At 58.9% G+C, this 17,677-nt stretch carries 17 protein-coding genes; 1 reads left to right on the forward strand and 16 read right to left on the reverse strand.

Annotated elements, in window-relative coordinates; all coding sequences use genetic code 11:
• Positions 1-9: 9 nt before the first annotated feature.
• Entirely contained in the window at positions 10-1,236 is a 1,227-nt protein-coding gene (glp, locus tag WCX18_RS11835; RefSeq protein WP_345988133.1) for a gephyrin-like molybdotransferase Glp, read from the forward strand.
• Between the two features lie 4 nt (positions 1,237-1,240).
• On the opposite strand, the gene nhaA is transcribed toward glp, so the two are convergent.
• The 16 genes from nhaA to WCX18_RS11915 form a co-directional block, all read right to left on the reverse strand.
• Positions 1,241-2,431, reverse strand: coding sequence for a Na+/H+ antiporter NhaA (gene nhaA / locus WCX18_RS11840; RefSeq protein ID WP_345988135.1), 1,191 nt, complete (start codon positions 2,429-2,431; stop codon positions 1,241-1,243).
• Positions 2,421-4,373, reverse strand: a complete 1,953-nt coding sequence (locus WCX18_RS11845) for a sensor histidine kinase (protein WP_345988138.1) — start codon at positions 4,371-4,373, stop codon at positions 2,421-2,423. Before WCX18_RS11845 ends, nhaA begins: the two co-directional genes overlap by 11 nt.
• An 83-nt stretch (positions 4,374-4,456) precedes the next feature.
• Positions 4,457-6,379 (reverse strand): transketolase, encoded by a 1,923-nt coding sequence (gene tkt / locus WCX18_RS11850; protein WP_345988141.1) that lies wholly within the window; start codon positions 6,377-6,379, stop codon positions 4,457-4,459.
• Between the two features lie 192 nt (positions 6,380-6,571).
• Positions 6,572-7,417, reverse strand: coding sequence for a polyprenyl synthetase family protein (locus WCX18_RS11855; protein ID WP_345988144.1), 846 nt, complete (start codon positions 7,415-7,417; stop codon positions 6,572-6,574).
• A gap of 66 nt (positions 7,418-7,483) precedes the next feature.
• The gene (locus WCX18_RS11860; protein WP_345988145.1) at positions 7,484-7,798 is read right to left on the reverse strand and encodes a YbaB/EbfC family nucleoid-associated protein; all 315 of its coding nucleotides are present in this window, start codon (positions 7,796-7,798) and stop codon (positions 7,484-7,486) included.
• On the reverse strand, positions 7,798-8,163 hold the full coding sequence (gene panD, locus WCX18_RS11865) for an aspartate 1-decarboxylase (protein ID WP_345988147.1): 366 nt from the start codon (positions 8,161-8,163) through the stop codon (positions 7,798-7,800). The genes WCX18_RS11860 and panD overlap by 1 nt, the downstream gene beginning before the upstream one ends.
• 7 nt (positions 8,164-8,170) lie before the next feature.
• Positions 8,171-8,545 carry a (2Fe-2S) ferredoxin domain-containing protein gene (locus WCX18_RS11870; RefSeq protein WP_345988150.1) on the reverse strand — a complete coding sequence of 125 codons (375 nt, stop codon included), beginning with the start codon at positions 8,543-8,545 and terminating at the stop codon, positions 8,171-8,173.
• A gap of 118 nt (positions 8,546-8,663) precedes the next feature.
• Positions 8,664-9,275: an Ig-like domain-containing protein gene (locus WCX18_RS11875; protein ID WP_345988153.1), complete on the reverse strand. Its 612-nt coding sequence runs from the start codon at positions 9,273-9,275 to the stop codon at positions 8,664-8,666.
• Between the two features lie 8 nt (positions 9,276-9,283).
• Positions 9,284-9,847: an outer membrane beta-barrel protein gene (locus WCX18_RS11880; protein ID WP_345985354.1), complete on the reverse strand. Its 564-nt coding sequence runs from the start codon at positions 9,845-9,847 to the stop codon at positions 9,284-9,286.
• 29 nt (positions 9,848-9,876) lie between these two features.
• Complete coding sequence (locus tag WCX18_RS11885) at positions 9,877-11,172, reverse strand: UDP-N-acetylmuramoyl-L-alanyl-D-glutamate--2,6-diaminopimelate ligase (protein WP_345988155.1); 1,296 nt, start codon at positions 11,170-11,172, stop codon at positions 9,877-9,879.
• The gene (locus tag WCX18_RS11890; RefSeq protein WP_345988157.1) at positions 11,153-11,755 is read right to left on the reverse strand and encodes a hypothetical protein; all 603 of its coding nucleotides are present in this window, start codon (positions 11,753-11,755) and stop codon (positions 11,153-11,155) included. Before WCX18_RS11890 ends, WCX18_RS11885 begins: the two co-directional genes overlap by 20 nt.
• Before the next feature lie 87 nt (positions 11,756-11,842).
• Positions 11,843-12,118 (reverse strand): NifU family protein, encoded by a 276-nt coding sequence (locus WCX18_RS11895; protein WP_345985357.1) that lies wholly within the window; start codon positions 12,116-12,118, stop codon positions 11,843-11,845.
• Positions 12,119-12,220: 102 nt separating this feature from the next.
• Positions 12,221-13,447 (reverse strand): aldo/keto reductase, encoded by a 1,227-nt coding sequence (locus WCX18_RS11900; RefSeq protein WP_345988159.1) that lies wholly within the window; start codon positions 13,445-13,447, stop codon positions 12,221-12,223.
• A gap of 102 nt (positions 13,448-13,549) precedes the next feature.
• Positions 13,550-15,298 carry an FMN-binding glutamate synthase family protein gene (locus WCX18_RS11905; RefSeq protein WP_345988161.1) on the reverse strand — a complete coding sequence of 583 codons (1,749 nt, stop codon included), beginning with the start codon at positions 15,296-15,298 and terminating at the stop codon, positions 13,550-13,552.
• A 1-nt stretch (position 15,299) separates the two neighbouring features.
• Positions 15,300-15,737, reverse strand: coding sequence for a DoxX family protein (locus tag WCX18_RS11910; protein ID WP_345988163.1), 438 nt, complete (start codon positions 15,735-15,737; stop codon positions 15,300-15,302).
• Between the two features lie 126 nt (positions 15,738-15,863).
• Positions 15,864-17,558: a hypothetical protein gene (locus WCX18_RS11915; RefSeq protein WP_345988165.1), complete on the reverse strand. Its 1,695-nt coding sequence runs from the start codon at positions 17,556-17,558 to the stop codon at positions 15,864-15,866.
• Positions 17,559-17,677 lie beyond the last annotated feature (119 nt).

The raw sequence follows: 17,677 nt of genomic DNA on the forward strand, positions 1-17,677 counted from the left end.
AGTCTCTCTATGCCCGTTTCCGTCGAAGAAGCCCTCGCGCGCATCCACGCCCACCGTCCGAAGCTGCGCCGCGAATTTGTCCCCATTGAACATGCCATCGGCCGGGTACTGGCGCAGGACGTCACCGCCCGCCACAACCTTCCCCCCTTCGACAACTCCGCGATGGACGGGTACGCCGTCATCTGCGCCGACGCCGGCAAACGCGTTCCCGCCGAGCATACGATCTTTGCGGGGGACCGCGAACAGATCCGTATCGTCCAGGGCCAGGCCGCCCGGATCATGACTGGGGCGCGGATCCCCGAAGGCACGGAGTGCATCGTCCCCATCGAGGAGGTCACCGTCGACGGCGCGCATGTCACCCTGCCTGCGATCCTCAAGGCGGGCCAGCACATCCGGCTCTGCGGCGAGGATATCCAGACTGACGATACGCTGCTGACCCTGGGGGAGACCCTTTCGGCCTACCATATCACCCTGCTCGCTTCCCAGGGGATCACCCATGTCTGTGTCTACCACCGCCCGAGGGTCGCCATTTTCGCCTCGGGAAGCGAACTGAAGATGCATCACGAGCAGGTGGCGCCCTACCAGCTCTACAACACCAACTCCCCGACCTTCGCGGCCCGCGCGACAGAGCTTGACTGCGACGTCCATTTCGTCGGGACGGCGGCCGACACGCTCGACGCCCTGCTGGAGCATATCGACAGCGCCCTGCAGAGCGACCTCATCATCACCAGCGGCGGGGTCAGTGTCGGCGATGCGGACTATACGAAAGAGGCCTTCGCCCACTTCAGCTTTGCCCCGCTGTTTGAAAAGGTCGACCTCAAGCCGGGGAAACCGACGACGGTCGGCACCATCGGCGACACGCTCGTGCTCAACCTCCCCGGGAACCCGATGGCCGCAGCCCTCTGTTTCGAACTCTTCGGGCAGGCCCTCATCGCCTGCCTGAGCGGAACCAATACCCCGTACCACAACAGTATCGGGGCGAAGATGAAGCATGCCTGCAGCGTCCGTCCCGGCCGGCGGACACTGCTGCCGGGCTATTACGACGGTACCCATTTCAGCGTCTGCGAGAAATTCGCCCCTGGCATGATCACGCCGCTGGCCCTCTCCAACGGTTTCATCATGCTCGATGAAGCCTGCCATACGCTCGGTGAAAATGACGAGGTACGCTTCATCCCGACCCGTTTTGTCTGGCGCAGCGGCACCCCCGTCTCCCTCATCAGCACGACTGAGGGGTAATGCTTCAGCTTTCCGGAGTCGCCTCCGGCTTCGTCCGCTTCAGCACCGCCGAAAGGTAGAGGGCGCCCACGATCCCCGATACCAGCGAGCCCATCAAAATCCCGATCCGCTCATCCACCAGCGAGAAACAGACCCCTTCACTGCATTCAAAGGCCAGAGAGCCGATAAAGAGACTCATCGTAAACCCGATCCCGCCGAGGATGGCGACCCCGAACAGCTGCGCGTTCGTCACCCCTTCAGGCAGTTTTCCCAGCCGCAGCATCACGGCAAGACGGCTGAAGAGAAAGATCCCGATGCTTTTGCCGATGAAGAGCCCGGCCGCGATCCCCATCGTCACGGAGTGCGCAAAGTCGCTCGCCGAAACGCTGCCGAAGCTGACCCCCGTGTTGACGAAGGCAAAGAGCGGAAGAATGATGTAATTGACCGGCGCGTGCAGGGAGTGTTCAAGGTTATGGAAACTCTCCCGGTTGCCCTGCAGGGGGATCAGCAGTCCCAGCACAACCCCGGCAATCGTTGCATGAACCCCCGATTTCAGTACGGCGGCCCACATGATCAGCCCGATCAGGATATAAAACGTATTGTTCGTGACGCCCCGCAGATTCATAAAGAGCAGGATCAGCGCCATCGTCATCGCCGTCCCGAGTGCGGCGAAAGAGAGTCCGTGCCCGTAAAAGAGTGCGATGACAATGATGGCGCCAAGGTCATCAATGATTGCCAGCGCCAGCAAAAAGACTTTCAGCGCGGGCGGGACACGGTTGCCGAGCAGCGAGAGGATCCCTAGCGCGAAGGCGATATCCGTCGCCATCGGGATCGCCCACCCTTTCATCGCTGCGTCGTCACCGGCATTGAGCCCCCAGTAGATCAGGGCCGGCACCAGCATCCCCCCGAGGGCGGCAAAAGCCGGCAGGGCGACCTTGGAGCGCTCCTGGAGGCTGCCCTCCAGCACTTCGCGCTTGATCTCAAGCCCCACCATGAAGAAGAAGACGGCCATCAGGCCGTCGTTGATCCAGAGCAGCAGCGGTTTGGCGATGGCAAATTCATCGAAACTGATGACCACGGGAATGTTGAGAAAATAGCTGTAAAAACTGTGCAGCGGTGAGTTGGCCATCGCGATGGCCATCACGGTCGAAACGATCAGCAAAACGCCGATCGCGGATTCGCGCTTTAAAAATTGCAGCAGGGTCTCATGTCGCATCACTGTCCTTTCGCGGCAGATCCAGCATGAAACAGGCACCCGCCCCGCGGTTGTGGACGCTGACGCTGCCGTTCATACTCTTCTCCATAATCGTTTTGACCATATAGAGTCCTATCCCCGTTCCCTGGGACTTGAACTTTGTCGTGAAATAGGGGTCGAATACCCGGTCGATGATGTCATCGGCGACGCCACCCCCGTTGTCGCACACCGCCACCATGATCATCTCCCTGGCCGTCTGCACGCGGATAGTGACCTGCGGCTTTTTGGTCCCGTGGTCGAGCATCGCATCCTTGGCGTTGTTCAGAAGGTTGAGCATCACCTGGGAAAACTCGTTCTCATGCCCCAGTGTCACCGGCCGTCCCTCGCATTTGAGATCGATCCCGATATTGTACCGGTTCAGGGTCGGCCGGAAGAGCTCCAGCACCTTTTCGATGGCGCCGCAGATACAGAACTCCTCGCGCTCACGGTCCGGCATGAAAAAGGTCCGGAAATCGTCAATGGTGTGTGTCATATACTCCATCAACGTCTCGGACTGCTCCTGGTAGGTCTGCATCTTCGCCTCACTGAGGTTTCCGAGCTGGTATTCAAAGAAGATGTTACTCTGGATCAGGGAGAGCTGGTTCAGGGGCTGCCGCCACTGGTGGGCGATATTCTCGATCATCTCCCCCATTGCCGCCTGGCGCGACTGCAGGATCATAATGCGGTCCTTCTCGCGCAGCTCGTCGACCTTGAGGGCGATCTTTACCTGGAGTTCGTCGTTGAACTCCCGCAGTTTCGCCATATGTTCATGTTTCATCATGTTGATCCGGTCTGCGAGGGCAAAGGAGAGCAGGATCATCTGGATCAGCGAACCGGCCTGCTGGGTATAGAGCATCACCGGATGCGTCGGTACCACCCCGAGCTGGTTCAGCGCCACGAGGATCGTCGCCAACAGGAAAACAATCCACCCGGCCAGGTAGTAGCGGGCCGCATGGTAGTTGGGCAGCACCTTGATCCCGGCGTAGATCAATACCCACGGGATGATCGCACTCCAGACGGCCGCCGCCGTGATCGCCGTATGGTAATCGAGCAGCAGCACCGCAAGGACCCCGAGAAAGGAGATGAACTCCGCAAAGGCGATGACACGTTCCGCCTGCGGGGCATGACGCTTGAGCATCAGGAAGTAGCGCGCAAAGCGGAACCCGAACATGGCCGAGAAGAAGATGAAAAAGGCCAGACCGCTGTTGGCCATCCATACATTCCCCGGCCAGAGCCACTCCGGCCCCAGTCCGTCGAAATTGAGCTGGAAAAGCATGTAACTCGCCAGGAAGGCCAGATAGTTGAAGTAGTGGATCTCCCGGACGAAGATGTAAAGCACCATGTTATAGACGAGCAGCAGCAGCATCACCCCGTAGAACAGCCCCAGGAGCAGGTTGGAAAAAGACTCCTCACGATAGGCGCCCGAGAGCCGTTCGACGGTCAAAGGGATCTGCAGCGCCCCCTGCGTCTTGACCTGGAGCAGGTAGGTGGTTGTTCCCTCCGTGGGCGGCAGCTTCTCCCAGAACATGCGGCTTGCATAGGCACGCGGGGCGTTCACGGTATCGCCGTCGCGGCTCAGCAACCTCAATCCCTCTCCCTCCAGACGGTAGAGGCTGTATTCATCGATGTGCGAATTCCCGATGCTCAGAATCCACTCCGTCTTGTCGCCCGCGGGACGGGTAAGCTCAAAGCGTATCCAGATGGGTTTATCGACGAACCCGAAATTATAGATGGTCGATTCCGCCGCCCTGAAACGTGGCATCCACTCCGGGATCATCTCCGGGGACACGGGCGTTTTGTCTTCAATCAGATAGGCACTGTCCGGGACGATGTTGATCTCGCCGCTTTCCGAGGGCTCCAGCGTGACCGTGCCGGCAGCCGCATACAGTGACAGAAGCAATACGATGATAATTGTACGAATCATGCGTCCCTTCCCGCGTTACATTGGGGACTATTATAGGGTGAAATGTTGAAAAGGGGGGTAAAGGCGCCCGGAGGCACCGGAGATCAGGAGAGCTGTGCGGCGATCGCGTCGGCCGTGAAGCCGAATTTTGTGAAAAGTTCGCCGGCCGGTGCGCTGGCACCGAAGGTGTCCATGCCGATGACCGTTTCGGCAAAGCGGTACCACTCCATCCCGCGGGCCGCTTCAATGGCGACGGCCTTCGTGCCCGGCTTGACGATTTCGGCGATGTAGGAGGCATCCTGCTCGAGAAAGAGGTCGAAACACGGGACACTGACGACGTTCGCCTTGATCCCTTTGTCTGCAAGCTTCGTCTTGACCTCAACGGCCAGGCCGACTTCCGAACCCGAAGCCATCAGCGTCATTGCCGCATCCGCTTCTTCGCTCAGCAGGTAACCGCCCTGCGCTGCGCTTCCCTTGGCCGGGGCATCGAGCAGCGGAAGGTTCTGGCGTGAACAGACGAAGGCCGACGGGGCGTCGGTTTTGGCCAGGGCCCACTTCCAGGCTTCGATGTTCTCGTTGCCGTCCGCCGGACGCCAGACGTAGAAGTTCGGCAGGGCGCGGAACTGCCCCAGGTGTTCGATCGGCTGGTGGGTCGGGCCGTCTTCGCCGACGCCGATGCTGTCGTGCGTCCAGATGAAGAAGTGCTGGATACCGCTCAGCGCCGCGATACGCGCCGCCGGTTTGAGGTAGTCGCTGAAGACGAAGAAGGTCGCACTGAACGGCATCAGCGGGCCGTAGAGAGCCATGGCGTTCGTAATGGCCCCCATCGCGTGTTCGCGGATACCGAAGTGGATGTTCTTGCCGCGCGGGAACTCGCCGAGGTCTTTGAGCTCCGTTTTGTTGGACGGTCCGAGGTCCGCCGAACCGCCGAGGAAGCCCGGGATCGCCTTGGCGACGGCATTGAGGATCTTCCCGTTCGTGTTACGCGTCGCGTCGGCCTTGTCGAATACCGGCCACTGGATGCGGGAGAAGTCCGGGGCAGTCAGGGCGCCCAGCGCTTCGTTCTGCTCGACCAGCGGGAGGGTGGCCAGGCGGTGTTTCCATTCACGCTCGGCCAGGTCGCCCGCTTCGACGGCGCAGCGGAAACGGGCCAGGACGTCTTCGTCGACCTGGAACGCCTCGTTCGGGTTGAACCCGCAGTTCGTCTTCGCTTCGCAGATGATCTCCTCGCCCAGCGGCGCACCGTGGGAGTGGTGAGAGCCTTCCATCTCGCACGCGCCCTTGGCGATCGTCGTATCGGCGATGATGAGTACCGGTTTCATGCGTGTTTTGGCTTCGGTGATGACGGCGTCGATCGCGTCGTAGTCATGCCCGTCCACTTCAAGAACGTCCCACCCCTGCGATTCGAAGCGCTGCGCGACGTTTTCGCTGATGCTCAGGTCCGTCGAACCCTCGATCGTGATGCGGTTGGAGTCGTAGATGAGGATCAGGTTGTCCAGCCGGTTGTGGCCGGCGATGGAACACGCCTCGTAGCTGATCCCCTCTTCCAGATCGCCGTCGCCGCAGAGGCAGTAGACGTGGTGGTCGATCACTTTGGCGGTCTCGGAGTTCACCTGTGCGCCGACGTACTTTGAGGCCATCGCAAAACCGACGGCGTTGGCGACGCCCTGGCCCAGCGGGCCGGTCGTGATCTCGATCCCTTCCGTGTGGCCGTACTCCGGGTGGCCCGGCGTCTTGGAGTCGAGCTGTCGGAACTGCTTGAGGTCCTCGATCTCGAGGCCGTAGCCCCAGAGGTAGTAGAGCGAATAGATCAGGCCGGTCGCATGGCCGCCGGAGAAGACGAGGCGGTCGCGGTTGAGCCACTTGGGGTTTTTGGGGTTGTGGCTGAGGTGCTCGGAGAGCACGACGGCGATATCCGCCAGGCCCATCGGGGCACCCGGGTGGCCGGAGTTCGCCTTCTGGACCATGTCGGCCGCAAGGAAGCGGATCGTATTCGCCATTTTGGCGCGCATCGTATTGTCGCTCATTATCATCCTTGTTGAATTCATTTGTGTCGATTGATATAGCTCAATGTTTATCTACTTTACACGTCACCGGAGCAAAACAAGGGTACCGCTCGCAAAGCGATGTTTCCTTGAAAGCCCCGGCGACTACGCTGACGCTGTGTCCGCTTCGGCAGCGGGCCCTCGCGCAGATAATCCGCGCTAACTTTGCATATGTCACTTATGCCGATTGATGTAATGCAAAAGCATCGGTGAGAGTTCGTCGTACAAACGCTCATCGAAACTTTCAAGCTGCGTTTCGAGTTCCGCGGCCAGTTTGTCGGCCTCCGCCACGGCACCGTCGAGTCCCAGGAGGGTGACGAAGCTGTTCTTCGCCTCGTCGTTGTTCGTCGTCTTGCCCGCCTCTTCGCTCGTCTGCGTGACGTCGAGGATGTCGTCCTGGATCTGGAAGAGCAGCCCCAGGTCGATCCCGAAGTCGTAGAGCGGCTGCTCCAGGGTTTTCTGGCCGGCGATGACCGCCCCCATCTGCAGCGCACACGCGATCAGCTTCGCCGTCTTGTTCGTGTGCAGGAACTTCACCTCGTCCAGGGCGAGTTTCGTCTGCTCGAACGTGCAGTCGATCGCCTGTCCCAGTACCATCCCGTCGCTGCCCCCGTTCTTGGCGAGCAGGTTGATGAGCCGTACCCGTGTCCGGTCCGAAAACGGTGCCTCGGAGAGGACTTCGAAGGCATGGGTGTTGAGCGCATCGCCGACGAGGATCGCGGTTACCTCGTCATAGCGGGTGTGCAGGGTTGGGAAACCGCGGCGCAGGTCCGCGTCATCCATTGCCGGCAGGTCGTCGTGGATCAGCGAATAGGTGTGCAGCATCTCGATGGCCAGCGCCGCGTGGTTGGCCGCATCGATGAGCAGCGGGTTGAACGCGCGTACTACCCCCAGCAGCAGGGCCGGACGGAAACGTTTCCCGCCGGCGGTCAGCATCAGCGAGAGGGCCGTGTCGTAGTGGGGGTGAAAACTCTCCGCACGGGGCAGATTGTCCTGTAAAAAGCGTTCAAACTCTTCCATGCTTCTTCCGTGCGGTTTAATCGTGAAATGGTAACATGAATTTGTACAAAGGGAGGTTATGCCGGGTCAGTTGCCGGCGAAGGGGTTCATGCCGCCGAGCATCCCCATTGCGGAGTGTTTTTTGTTGTCTTCGACCATCTTGACCGCATCGTTGATAGCCGCGATCAGCAGGATCTGGAGCGATGCTTTGTCTTCGAGCAGCGAATCGTCGATCTCGAGGTCAACGGCCTCGCCTCTGCCGTTCATTTCGAGCCGTACCATGCCCCCGCCCGTTTTGACGGTAAAGGTACGCTCGGCGAGTTCCGCATCGAACTTGGCAGCCTGCTCCTGCATCTGCTCGAGCATTTTGCCCATGTCGCCCAGATTCATTTTGTCAAACATCAGATCTCGTGCAGTACATCCGTGATGCCGTTATCGTCGTCAACAAGGACGACGGTCGGCTTGTAGGTTTCCAACTCACTCTCGTCAAAGGTCGCATAAGCGACGATGATCACCTTGTCCCCTTTGTGCACCTTGCGCGCCGCCGCCCCGTTGAGGCAGATGTCGCGTTTGCCGCGTTCACCAAGGATGATGTAGGTTGAGAAGCGCTCGCCGTTGTTGATATTGAGGATCTCCACTTTCTGGCCTACCCGCATGCGGGAGGCTTCGAGCAGCTCCTCGTCAATCGTGATGGAACCGACGTAGTTGAGGTTCGCATCCGTGACGGTGGCACGGTGAATTTTGCTGTAAAGCATTTCGATCGTCATGTATGTTTTATCTTCCCATCTGCTGCTGCATTGTTTCCGGCGAGATCGGTGCATCCCACAGTTCGCCCGGAATGATGTACTCTTCGACCGGCGTCCCGCCGATGATGTGTTCATCGATAATGCGCGTGATTTTGTCTTTGTTCAGACCGGCGTACATAAAATGTCCCGGTTCGACCAACATCACCGGGCCGACGTTACAGCGGTTAAGACACGCCGTACGGACCGGTTGTACTGTCGCAATTATACCCTTTTGCATCAAAGTCTGTGCTAAATGCTGGAAAAGATCCTGTGTCTGCGGGTTTACGCAGGACGGTTTGGGCATTCCCGGAGGGGAAGATTGCTCGCATTTGAAAATATAGAAAGCCGGCTGTGGTACACCCATGGTATTCTCCGTGTTGAATAGAATTTGAAAAAACTCGCGTATTATAGCCAACGGTCAAGCCGGCCGAATTTAGCGAAAAAGTTAGTGGGAAGGCTTAAGACAACGCCGAAGGCGCTGCTTACGGCGTGACAGTGACCGTCAGCGAGGCATTGACGTCGTAACGCGTCACGTTGATATCGAGGGTGCCATTGGCATCCCCCGTATAGAGGGTACCGTTCTGCTCCAGGGTCGCGTTGCTCTCCCCGGCATTGCCCAGTATCCACGTCATGCTCTCGGTCACGTCCAGCGTCGTATTGTCGTCAAAGGTTCCCAGCGCCTGGAGTTGCAACGTCTGTTCCTGCGAAAGGTTCGTCTCGTTGTTCTCGATGGAGAGCGTGACCGAGGTGAGGGCATGGACGTGGATGACGGCCGTGTCGAAGAACTGGTTGTAGCTGCCGGTGATCTCGACATCACCGCCGTCGCTGCCCCCCTCGACAAGCCCGTTGATGTCAACCGTCGCGATCGAACTGTTGGATTCGCTCCAGTCAATAAACTCTGTGACGTTGCTGTCGGGAACGCCGTTCGTGTAGGAAGCGACGGCGTTCATCTGCACCTTCCGGGTCGCGTAGAACGTCGTGGCGTTCGCCTCGACGGCGATCGACGCGATATCACCGGCCAGCGGCGTGTTGCTGTTCTCGCCACAGCCGACGAGCAGCCATGTGGCGGCAATAAGTATCCCTCTGCTGTACATGCCCTCTCCTAAAAACGGTAGTTGATGCCGATGTACGGCTCGAAGATGGACGAGGCCGTCTCCGTCTGGTTGCTGATCATATCAGCATCTTCCCAGCTTTTGGCCCGGTAGATGACGGAGGCCTCCAGGTCAAACCCGAGTCCCAAGGGCAGATAGGAGCCGAGACCGGCGAAAAAGCTGCCCGAGCTGACCGATTTCGTCAGCGTGCGGCGCACCTCAAGCTCGCCGGCACCGAACCCGAGTTTGAAAAAGGGGTAGAAGCCCATATCAAAATCGAAGGCCTTGATGAGGCTGATGTCGAAATAGATGTAGTCGGTATCGCGTTCCGAGAAGATATTCTTATCGTAGCGGCCGTACCCCAGGTCGACTTCGACCGCGTACCCGCGGATGTCGCCGTAGCCCGCCTTGAGCTGTACGCCCTGCAGCGTTGCCGACGTTGTACGGTCGGACGTTCCGGGGTTCTCGACACGGAAATCCTCGCTCCCCGCAATGCCCCCGAGACCGACATGCAACGTCGCGTCGGCATGCAGTACCCCGAGGCACAGCGCCGTAATAACCAAAAAACGTTTCACCCTACCGCCTTTTTTAACCGTAATGATAGTCAAACCTCACTTAACAGTGAACGAATGACCTCACGGTCGTCGAAAGGAAACTGCTTGTCGTAGATGATCTGGTACTGCTCGTCCCCTTTTCCGAGGACGACGACGACTTCGTCCCCGCTGCGCGTTTCGAGCGCCTTGGCGATTGCCGCTTTGCGGTTGGGTTCGACCACGGCCTTCTCCGGGTGGGTCATCCCGCCGAGGATATCCGCGATGATCGCATCGGGGTCTTCGCTGCGCGGGTTGTCGCTGGTGATAAAGACCTTCTTGGCAAGGTTCTCCGCCACCCGGCCCATCAGGGGGCGTTTGGAGCGGTCGCGGTCGCCCCCCGCCCCGAAGACGACCAGCATCTCCTTCTCTTTGAGGGCATTGAGCACCTGCGCCATCCCGTCAGGGGTGTGGGCGAAATCGACGATGACCAGCGGGGATTCGCTGACCACCTCCATCCGGCCGCTCACGCCGGCGAATCCGCTGACGGCGTCGCAGACCGCTTCGAGGTCCTCGCCGGTCACGAGGTGGACCGCTGCGACGGCTGCGGTCAAATTATAGACGTTGAAAAAACCGTGCATCGGGCTGTGGAAGGTGTGGACCTTCCCGAAGTGCTGCACGACGGCGCTGATACCGTCGTTGAGCGAATAGGCCACCACCTTGTAGGTCGCCGGGTTCTCCGCCCCGTAGGTAAAGGCGTTTTTGATGTTGAAATCCGCTTTCGCTTCATCCTTATTGATCAGTTTCTTCCCTTCGTCGGTGAAGAAGCTGTTTTTGACGCGTATGTACTCCTCGAGCGTTTCATGGTAATCGAGGTGGTCCTGGGTGATGTTGGTCAGGATCTTCAGCGCGAAATCGATCCCCTCAGCCCGCGCCTGGACGATGGCGTGGGAACTCACCTCCATGACGAAGTATTCACATCCCGCGGCGACCGCCTGGTAGATATGGCGGTAGGTCTCCAGCAGCGTCGGTGTCGTGAGGCTTTTCCCCTCCACGACGGCATCGTTCATGAAAAAGCCGCGGGTCCCCTGCATTGCCGCTTTGTGACCGAGGTCCAGCAGGATGGAGTAGACGGCGCTCGCCGTCGTCGTCTTGCCGTTGGTACCGGTGATCCCGATCACCTTGATGCGGTCAAGACCGAAGAGGGAGGCAACGTCGGCGGGGGAGATGATGGAGTGGGCGCCGCGTGCCTTCGCATCGTCCAGGTAGCGGCGGTTAAGTCCGGTGAGAACGAACGCCGTCTCAGCGTCGCACTCCGCGGAGTTTTCCGTTACAAAACGGAACGGCTGATCAGGAAGCGCTATCTTCAACCGGGCGGCTCTTCAGAATGTCGCGCAGCAGGGCGCGCAGTTGGTCGTCGTTAGGGTACATGGAGAGGGCCGTCTCGATGTAATTCATGGCCATCTTGTGGTACCCGTGGCTGTTCAGCTGGCTGAGGAAGTCGATGAACTCCTCTTTTTCGGTGATCAGCACCCGTGTGGAGAACATGATATTCTCGAAAATCATTTTGAAATCCCCCTGCTCTTTGACGAGCTGGCGGAAATCGTCGTAGAGAATCCCGTCTTCGTAATCCAGGCGCTGGCGCATCGGTTCGGTAAAGAGTGAGGTGAGCTGGTCGACCGTCCCGTCCATTGTCTGCAGGATCTCGGCGATGACCGTATCGGCCTGTTCCGCATCCTCTTCACGCAGGACTTCGTAGTAGTCGAACAGCGCCTCGGCCGCCTCTTCGCCGCTCATCGCCATCTCGGCGAGAATCGCGCCGTTAAAGGCCTCTTTGGATTCGGGGTAATCCTGGAGTACCTGCGCGTATTGACGCAATGCCTCTTCATAATTTTCCTGGTTGAAACTTTCGTTAGCAAGGGCAAGCGTTTTATATTTGTTGACTGGTTTCATGCTCTTCCTTCTTTCAAAAATCGTATGCATTTCTCTCTCTAGAGATAATCTATTATAACGTATTTTTTGTTATCTCTCGACGGGCGCCTACACGGCGTCCATCTGGTTTTCCATGCCCATGGGCAGGTTAACGACACTCAGCTCGGGGTGGATATCCATGCGCAGCTGGCGCTCGACCCCGTATTTAAGGGTATTGCCCGAGCTCCCGCACCCGACACACGCTCCGCCGAGCTGCACGTAGACAACACCGTTCTTGACGCCCAGCAGTTTGATGTCACCGCCGTCGAGCGCCAGAGAGGGGCGTACCTTTTCGATGACGTTTTTCACCGGATCATACAGTTCTTCATCTGTAAACGGAATCATATATGATTGTCCTTTTTTCGACACCTGTCGACAATTTTATGATCATAAAATAGGAAAAATGCGCTTAACAAGTCATAAATTTAACGAGGAGACGCCGATCCCTCAGTCAACGGGAAAGGCTTCGAGTATTGTGGCTACATAACGCGGTTTGCGCATGCCCAGCAGGACGACGTCAATTTCCGGCCGTTGCAGCAAAAAAGCCAGCGCGCACTCCTGCAGGGGACGCTCACACGTTTCGAGCTGCGGCCCTATGGCATCGCGTACTTTCAGGCTGCACTCATGGGCTACGGCGGCGCCGTAGGCCTCCAGGAAGAGTACCAGCTGCTGTGCGAGTGCACCGCGTTCGGCCTCGCCGAGCTTTTCGAGCACCTGGCGGATGTGCGGCATCACCTGGCCGTAGAGGAACGACTCGTATTCGCCGACCCAGCCGAAACGGTGTTTGACTTCGTCGAGCTGCTGAATCAGGTTCCCAAGCGATGCCAGGGCTTCGTGATCGCACAGCTGCAGCAGTTCGTTGAGGTGCGCATCGTACGACGGCGAAGGGGGATAGTCCGCCAGCCGGTACATCTGCGTGCCGTGCTGGGCGTTCAGGGGACGGTTGGAAAGCACCCGCAGTCCGTGTTCCTTCGCCCATGCCGCACATTTGAGCCCCTCCGTTTCCAACAGGTTGAGCGGCAGCTGCACCGTCGTAAAGTGGTTGTGCTCGTTACCCGCACTTTCCGCGGCGTGGATCGCCAGGGCGACCAGATCCTCGTAGGGGAGGAATTCCGGGTCAGACGCTGCTTTGGCGAAGCTGTTCGAACTGACGCCGTAGCCGTCGATCTTCCCGGCAGCCGCCGCTTTTTCCAGGGCAACAAAGGCGCGGTAGAGGCGGTCGTTCATCACATCGAGCACCTCGCTGCGCTCCTGCCCTTTGTTCAGGGCATCCAGCAGGAAGTACTCCGGGTTGTGGATCAGGTAGCACTCCAGCGACGATGCCTGCAGCCGTTCCAGCGAACGTTCCAGCTGGTCCCACATGAAATCGGGGTGGATGCAGTGGAAAACGTGCGGGGCGTATTCGACGACCTCTTCGAACTGCTCCCCCGCTTCCAGGCGCGCCATCGTGCTGCCCTGGATATAGCCGAATTTGCTGACGATCTGCACACGCTCCCGGGCGTCGTCCTCCATGAAACGCAGCGCCTTGGCGATGGCGCGCTCCGCCCCGCCGTCCATGTAGTTGGTCGAGGTATCGATAAGTCTGACCCCTGCGCTCACGGCCATACGCAGCGCCTCGATATGTTCGGGGTTCTCATCGCTGACACGGTAGGTGCCGAAACCGATCTCTGCCATTGCTTCTCCCTTTGAAACGGTGCCGCGCATATCCTCTGGATGCCGGGCAGCCCCTGCTTTTGATTACCGAAGGATGCCATAGCCCCCTTTAGCCTTTCCTGCCTAGCCCGCGACCGCCGCTTCGAAATAGGCGCCGACGTCGCGAATCCGCCCGCCGCTGCCGTCCCGGACATCCAGACGCGTATGATCCAGCTCCCCAAGCGAATGCACCCCCATAACCGCCATCAGTCCCCGTATCCCCTCCTGCAGATGCCGGTGGTAGTTTGCGACCCTGTGCGCCTTTTGTGCAATGAGGAAAGAGGCGCGTTTTTTACGGTCCTGCGTGGCAAGCCCGACGGGGCAGTGACGCCCGTTGGCCCCCGAGCACTCCCGGGCACGGATACAGCCTGCCGACATCATGAAGGCGCGGGCGATCGCAACATAGTCCGCCCCGAGGGCCAGCAGGAGCGTCGCATCGTCCGGCGTCAACACTTTCTCGCTGGCGATGACTTTCACCTTCTCCCGGGCCCCGATACGTTTGAGGTCGCGGTCGACGACATAGAGGGCTTTTTGCAGCGTCATACCGACACTCATCATCATTTCCAGCGGCGCCGCGCCGCTGCCGCCGTCGGCACCGTCGACGGTGATGAAGTCAGGGAAGGCCTCCGATCCTTCCGCCAGACGGGTCTCGATCAGTGCTGCGTACGGTTCAAACGACACTGCGGAGGCGAGCACGATCTTGATCCCGACCGGTTTCTCCGAGAGCCGTTTAAGCTCCCCGATGAAATCGAAGAGCTCCTCCAGGGTCCTGGCGTAAGGGAAACGGTTTGGACTGTTGATATCCCTGAAGGGTTCGATACCCCGGTAGTAGGCGACGGCATCGGTGACTTTCTCCGCCAAAAGCTTCCCGCCCGTCTGTTTTGCCCCCTGGGCAAGTTTAATCTCCGTCATCCGGCAGAAACGCATCACCTTTCGGTAGCGTTCCGCATCAAATTTCCCCTCGTTGTCACGGACGCCGTAAAGCCCGCTGCCCATCTGGAAGATGATGTCGGGCAGGTCCCCCGGGACGGTTTCCGGAAACGCCTCGAGCGGTGCATTCCAGTCGATTCGGTAGCAGTTCAGCGATACGGGATCGAACAGATAGGTCTCCTCCTCTTTGGGCTGCAGCACCATGTGGCGGTAGACCCGTTCGGCGATCGCCGGATTGACAAGCAGCCGCATCAGCCGGTAGACGCCCCTCGCGAAAAGGGTTCCCCGCTTCGCCTGCATGTAGCGGCAGTTTTTGGGGTCGTAACGGTGTGTCATGAGAAAATTGGACGTCAGACCGCCCTCCCCCGTGTTAATGGGAAAATTGCCCAGGAACGCGCCCCAGGCAAACGCCTTGGTCCCTTCGGGCGATATGGCGCCGTCACTCATCGCCGAGCGCCCCACGACCGATGCGGCCGTGAAGGGAAACCGCACACCGCTGCCGAAAGTGACACTGAAATGCTCGGAGACTTCCTCCCTGTTCAGGACGATATTCGCGTTTTTCAGTACCAGGCGCGTGCCATGAAGAGGCTGGCCGGGCGAGAAAGAGGAGACAAGCCCCTTGTTCTCCGCCGCATTGTAGACCCATCTGACCTTGTCGAAGGAGTCAAAAAACTCCTCGTCACCGAAATACTGCCGCATCGGGTCGCGCAAGGCGTAGAAGACGTAGCGCATCCGTCCGATCAGCGGGTAGTTGATGAGCAGCTGGTTTTCACGCTGGATATAACGGTCGTAGATCAGGACGACTACGGCCAGCAGCAGCAGGACCGTCCCCGTACCTTGAAGCAGGAAAGTCAGGATGGGAAACGAGTGCTCACCCTGGATAAAGTCGAGAAGCTGGTCCATTTCAATTGCCTTTGAAAAGCAGGTGATCCAGACTGTACCTTCCCGGGCCGTGGCTGAGGAAAAGACCGAGGAAGATGAAATAGTAGAGCGGGATTTCGAAACCGCTTTTGCTGCACTCGAACCCGTTGGGGAGGTGGACCGTAATAATCGCCGTCACCATAATAATCATCAACGGTACCGAAATCAGGCGTGTCAAAAACCCCAGCGCCAGCAGTACCACCCCGATAACCTCGACCGACGAGACAAGATAGGCGGTAAAAAGCGGAAGCGGGTAGCCCAGCACACCGAACCACTCTGCCGTTGCATCGATCGCTTCCCATTTGAGGTGGGCGGCTTCCGTAAAGCCTGTGGCCACCGCCAGCCGCGCCGCCAACAGGAACAGGCTGGAACCGTATTCGCCCAGCCGCGAGAACTCCCCGTAGAACTTTCCGAACTGCATGAGCGCTCCTTTGAAGCCTTCTGCTCCATTGTAGCAAAAAGGCTCCCAAATGCTAAGACGTTCGGATCATTTGGCATAAATGCCCCGATACCGTAAGGGGAATGGCGGCGGGGACGGGGAGCGGCCTCAGTACCCTTCAGGGCCGTCGTGACAGTCGTAACAGCTGACCATGTGACCGGCTTTGAACTCCGTTGTTCCCCATGACGTCGTGTAGCTGCGTTCAGAGGATGTCCTGGAAAGTATGCTCCCCCGGTAATCATCCCCGTGACACGCTTTACACGATGCGCGGTCGTGGTTTGCCACGGTGCTGTGCGGGTAAACCTCCGATTGAAATACCGTGTGCATGCCATGCGGGCCTGCATCGTGGGTATACGGTACGGTGTCATGGCAGGCCGTACACTCGGCCACCGTCCCTCTATGTCCCTGAACCGTCATGCTCTGGATATTGTCCTCATCATGCGAACTCGGGTAGATCGCGTGGGTCGAACCGTGGCAGGCTGAACACTGCATGCTGCCGTGGCCCGTGCTGTAGCGGTAGAGGCTGACCCCCGCCGCCGGCGTATCCGGGTTCGTCGCAAAGCGCGTATCGAGCGCCTCGCGCAGCGTGCCTGTGCTCATGTCCGTCACCGCCGTCTCATACCGCATGCCCTCCTGGTGGCATGCCTGGCAGTTCGGCTCCTCCAGCCATCCGCTGCGCGCATGGGCCCCGACCGCATTCATCGTGCCGTGGCAGCTCTGGCACTGGATGTTGCTCTGTTTGCCCATGGCACCGCGCAGACACTTCGTCGTCGCGCCCGGATGGCAGCGGTAGCAGGCGTCGCGGTTGGTCGAGCTGTTCAGCGTCAATCCGTTGTCCGGGTCTTTCACCTCCGAATGCAACGCATGGATCGCCTCCGTCAACGGCTTGATGCCGGCAATGCCCGTACCCGGAAGCGCATTGCTGCCGTGGCAGGTCGCGCAGAGCACCGGGTTGGCGTTTTTTGCCGTCGGGTAAAGCCCTGCATCGTCATAGCCGTTATAGCCGGCCGTCTTCAGCTCCGGTTGATGGTCCGATACCGCTGTCGGGAACTTTTCGTCGTGCAGCCGTAGGATATTCCATTTGAAATCCTTCTCGGCATCGGTGTCTTGTTCCCATCCCCCCGCCGGCCGTGCCGCAACGTATCCGCTCGACGACCCGTGGCAGGCCCGGCAGTCCATCTCGTCGCTGACCGGCAGCACCACCATCGTCGTCGCCAGGAGCGTGCCCGAAGTATCTTTGGCCGCGACACGGACCATCGGGTAATAGTTCTTGCTGCCGTCGTCATTATAGGGCGTCATCGGCAGCCCCGTCGCTTCCCACCAGTTTGTTGACGCATTGAAAGAGAGGTTGTACTCACCCAGGTCCGGTGTATGGTTGCCCGTCAAACCCGTATCGGGAAGGGGGGAGGCGTGGAACAGAAGCTCCACAAAATCCCAGAAGTTTGTCTTGAGGCTGTTACGATCGTTATAGACGCTTGTCGTATTGTATTTGCCGTCAAGCGATGCCACCGCGCTGTAGGTGATCGTCACCCCCGATGTCACATGCTTATCGGACGTATCCGCCTTCCGGATCAGTTGGGCGTTCAGATTGTTGTAGGGTGGCAGGATGGAGAAGACGGAGAAGTCGCTGCCGTCCATGCAGTGCATCCCCAGGTCGTTCCAGGCCAGTAGCGTATAAGCGCCGCTGTTCCCGAATTCCGCAGCAGCGACTGCCTCCGCTCTGTTGTCGTTCGACGTGCTGCCGCAGGCAGACAGCATAAAGACGAGTCCCGCCGCAATGATCTCTTTCACATATCGCATCATTTCTCCTCACGCGGAAATGAGTGGATTATGTCAATGCACTATGAAGATTTGATAAACATCGTAGCTGAATTCTGAAACCGTATTGTTACCGATCTACTGTATAGGAGAATAACGCTGGC

The sequence above is a fragment of the Sulfurimonas sp. HSL1-2 genome (assembly GCF_039645565.1).
In the GTDB taxonomy this organism is placed as follows: domain Bacteria; phylum Campylobacterota; class Campylobacteria; order Campylobacterales; family Sulfurimonadaceae; genus Thiomicrolovo; species Thiomicrolovo zhangzhouensis.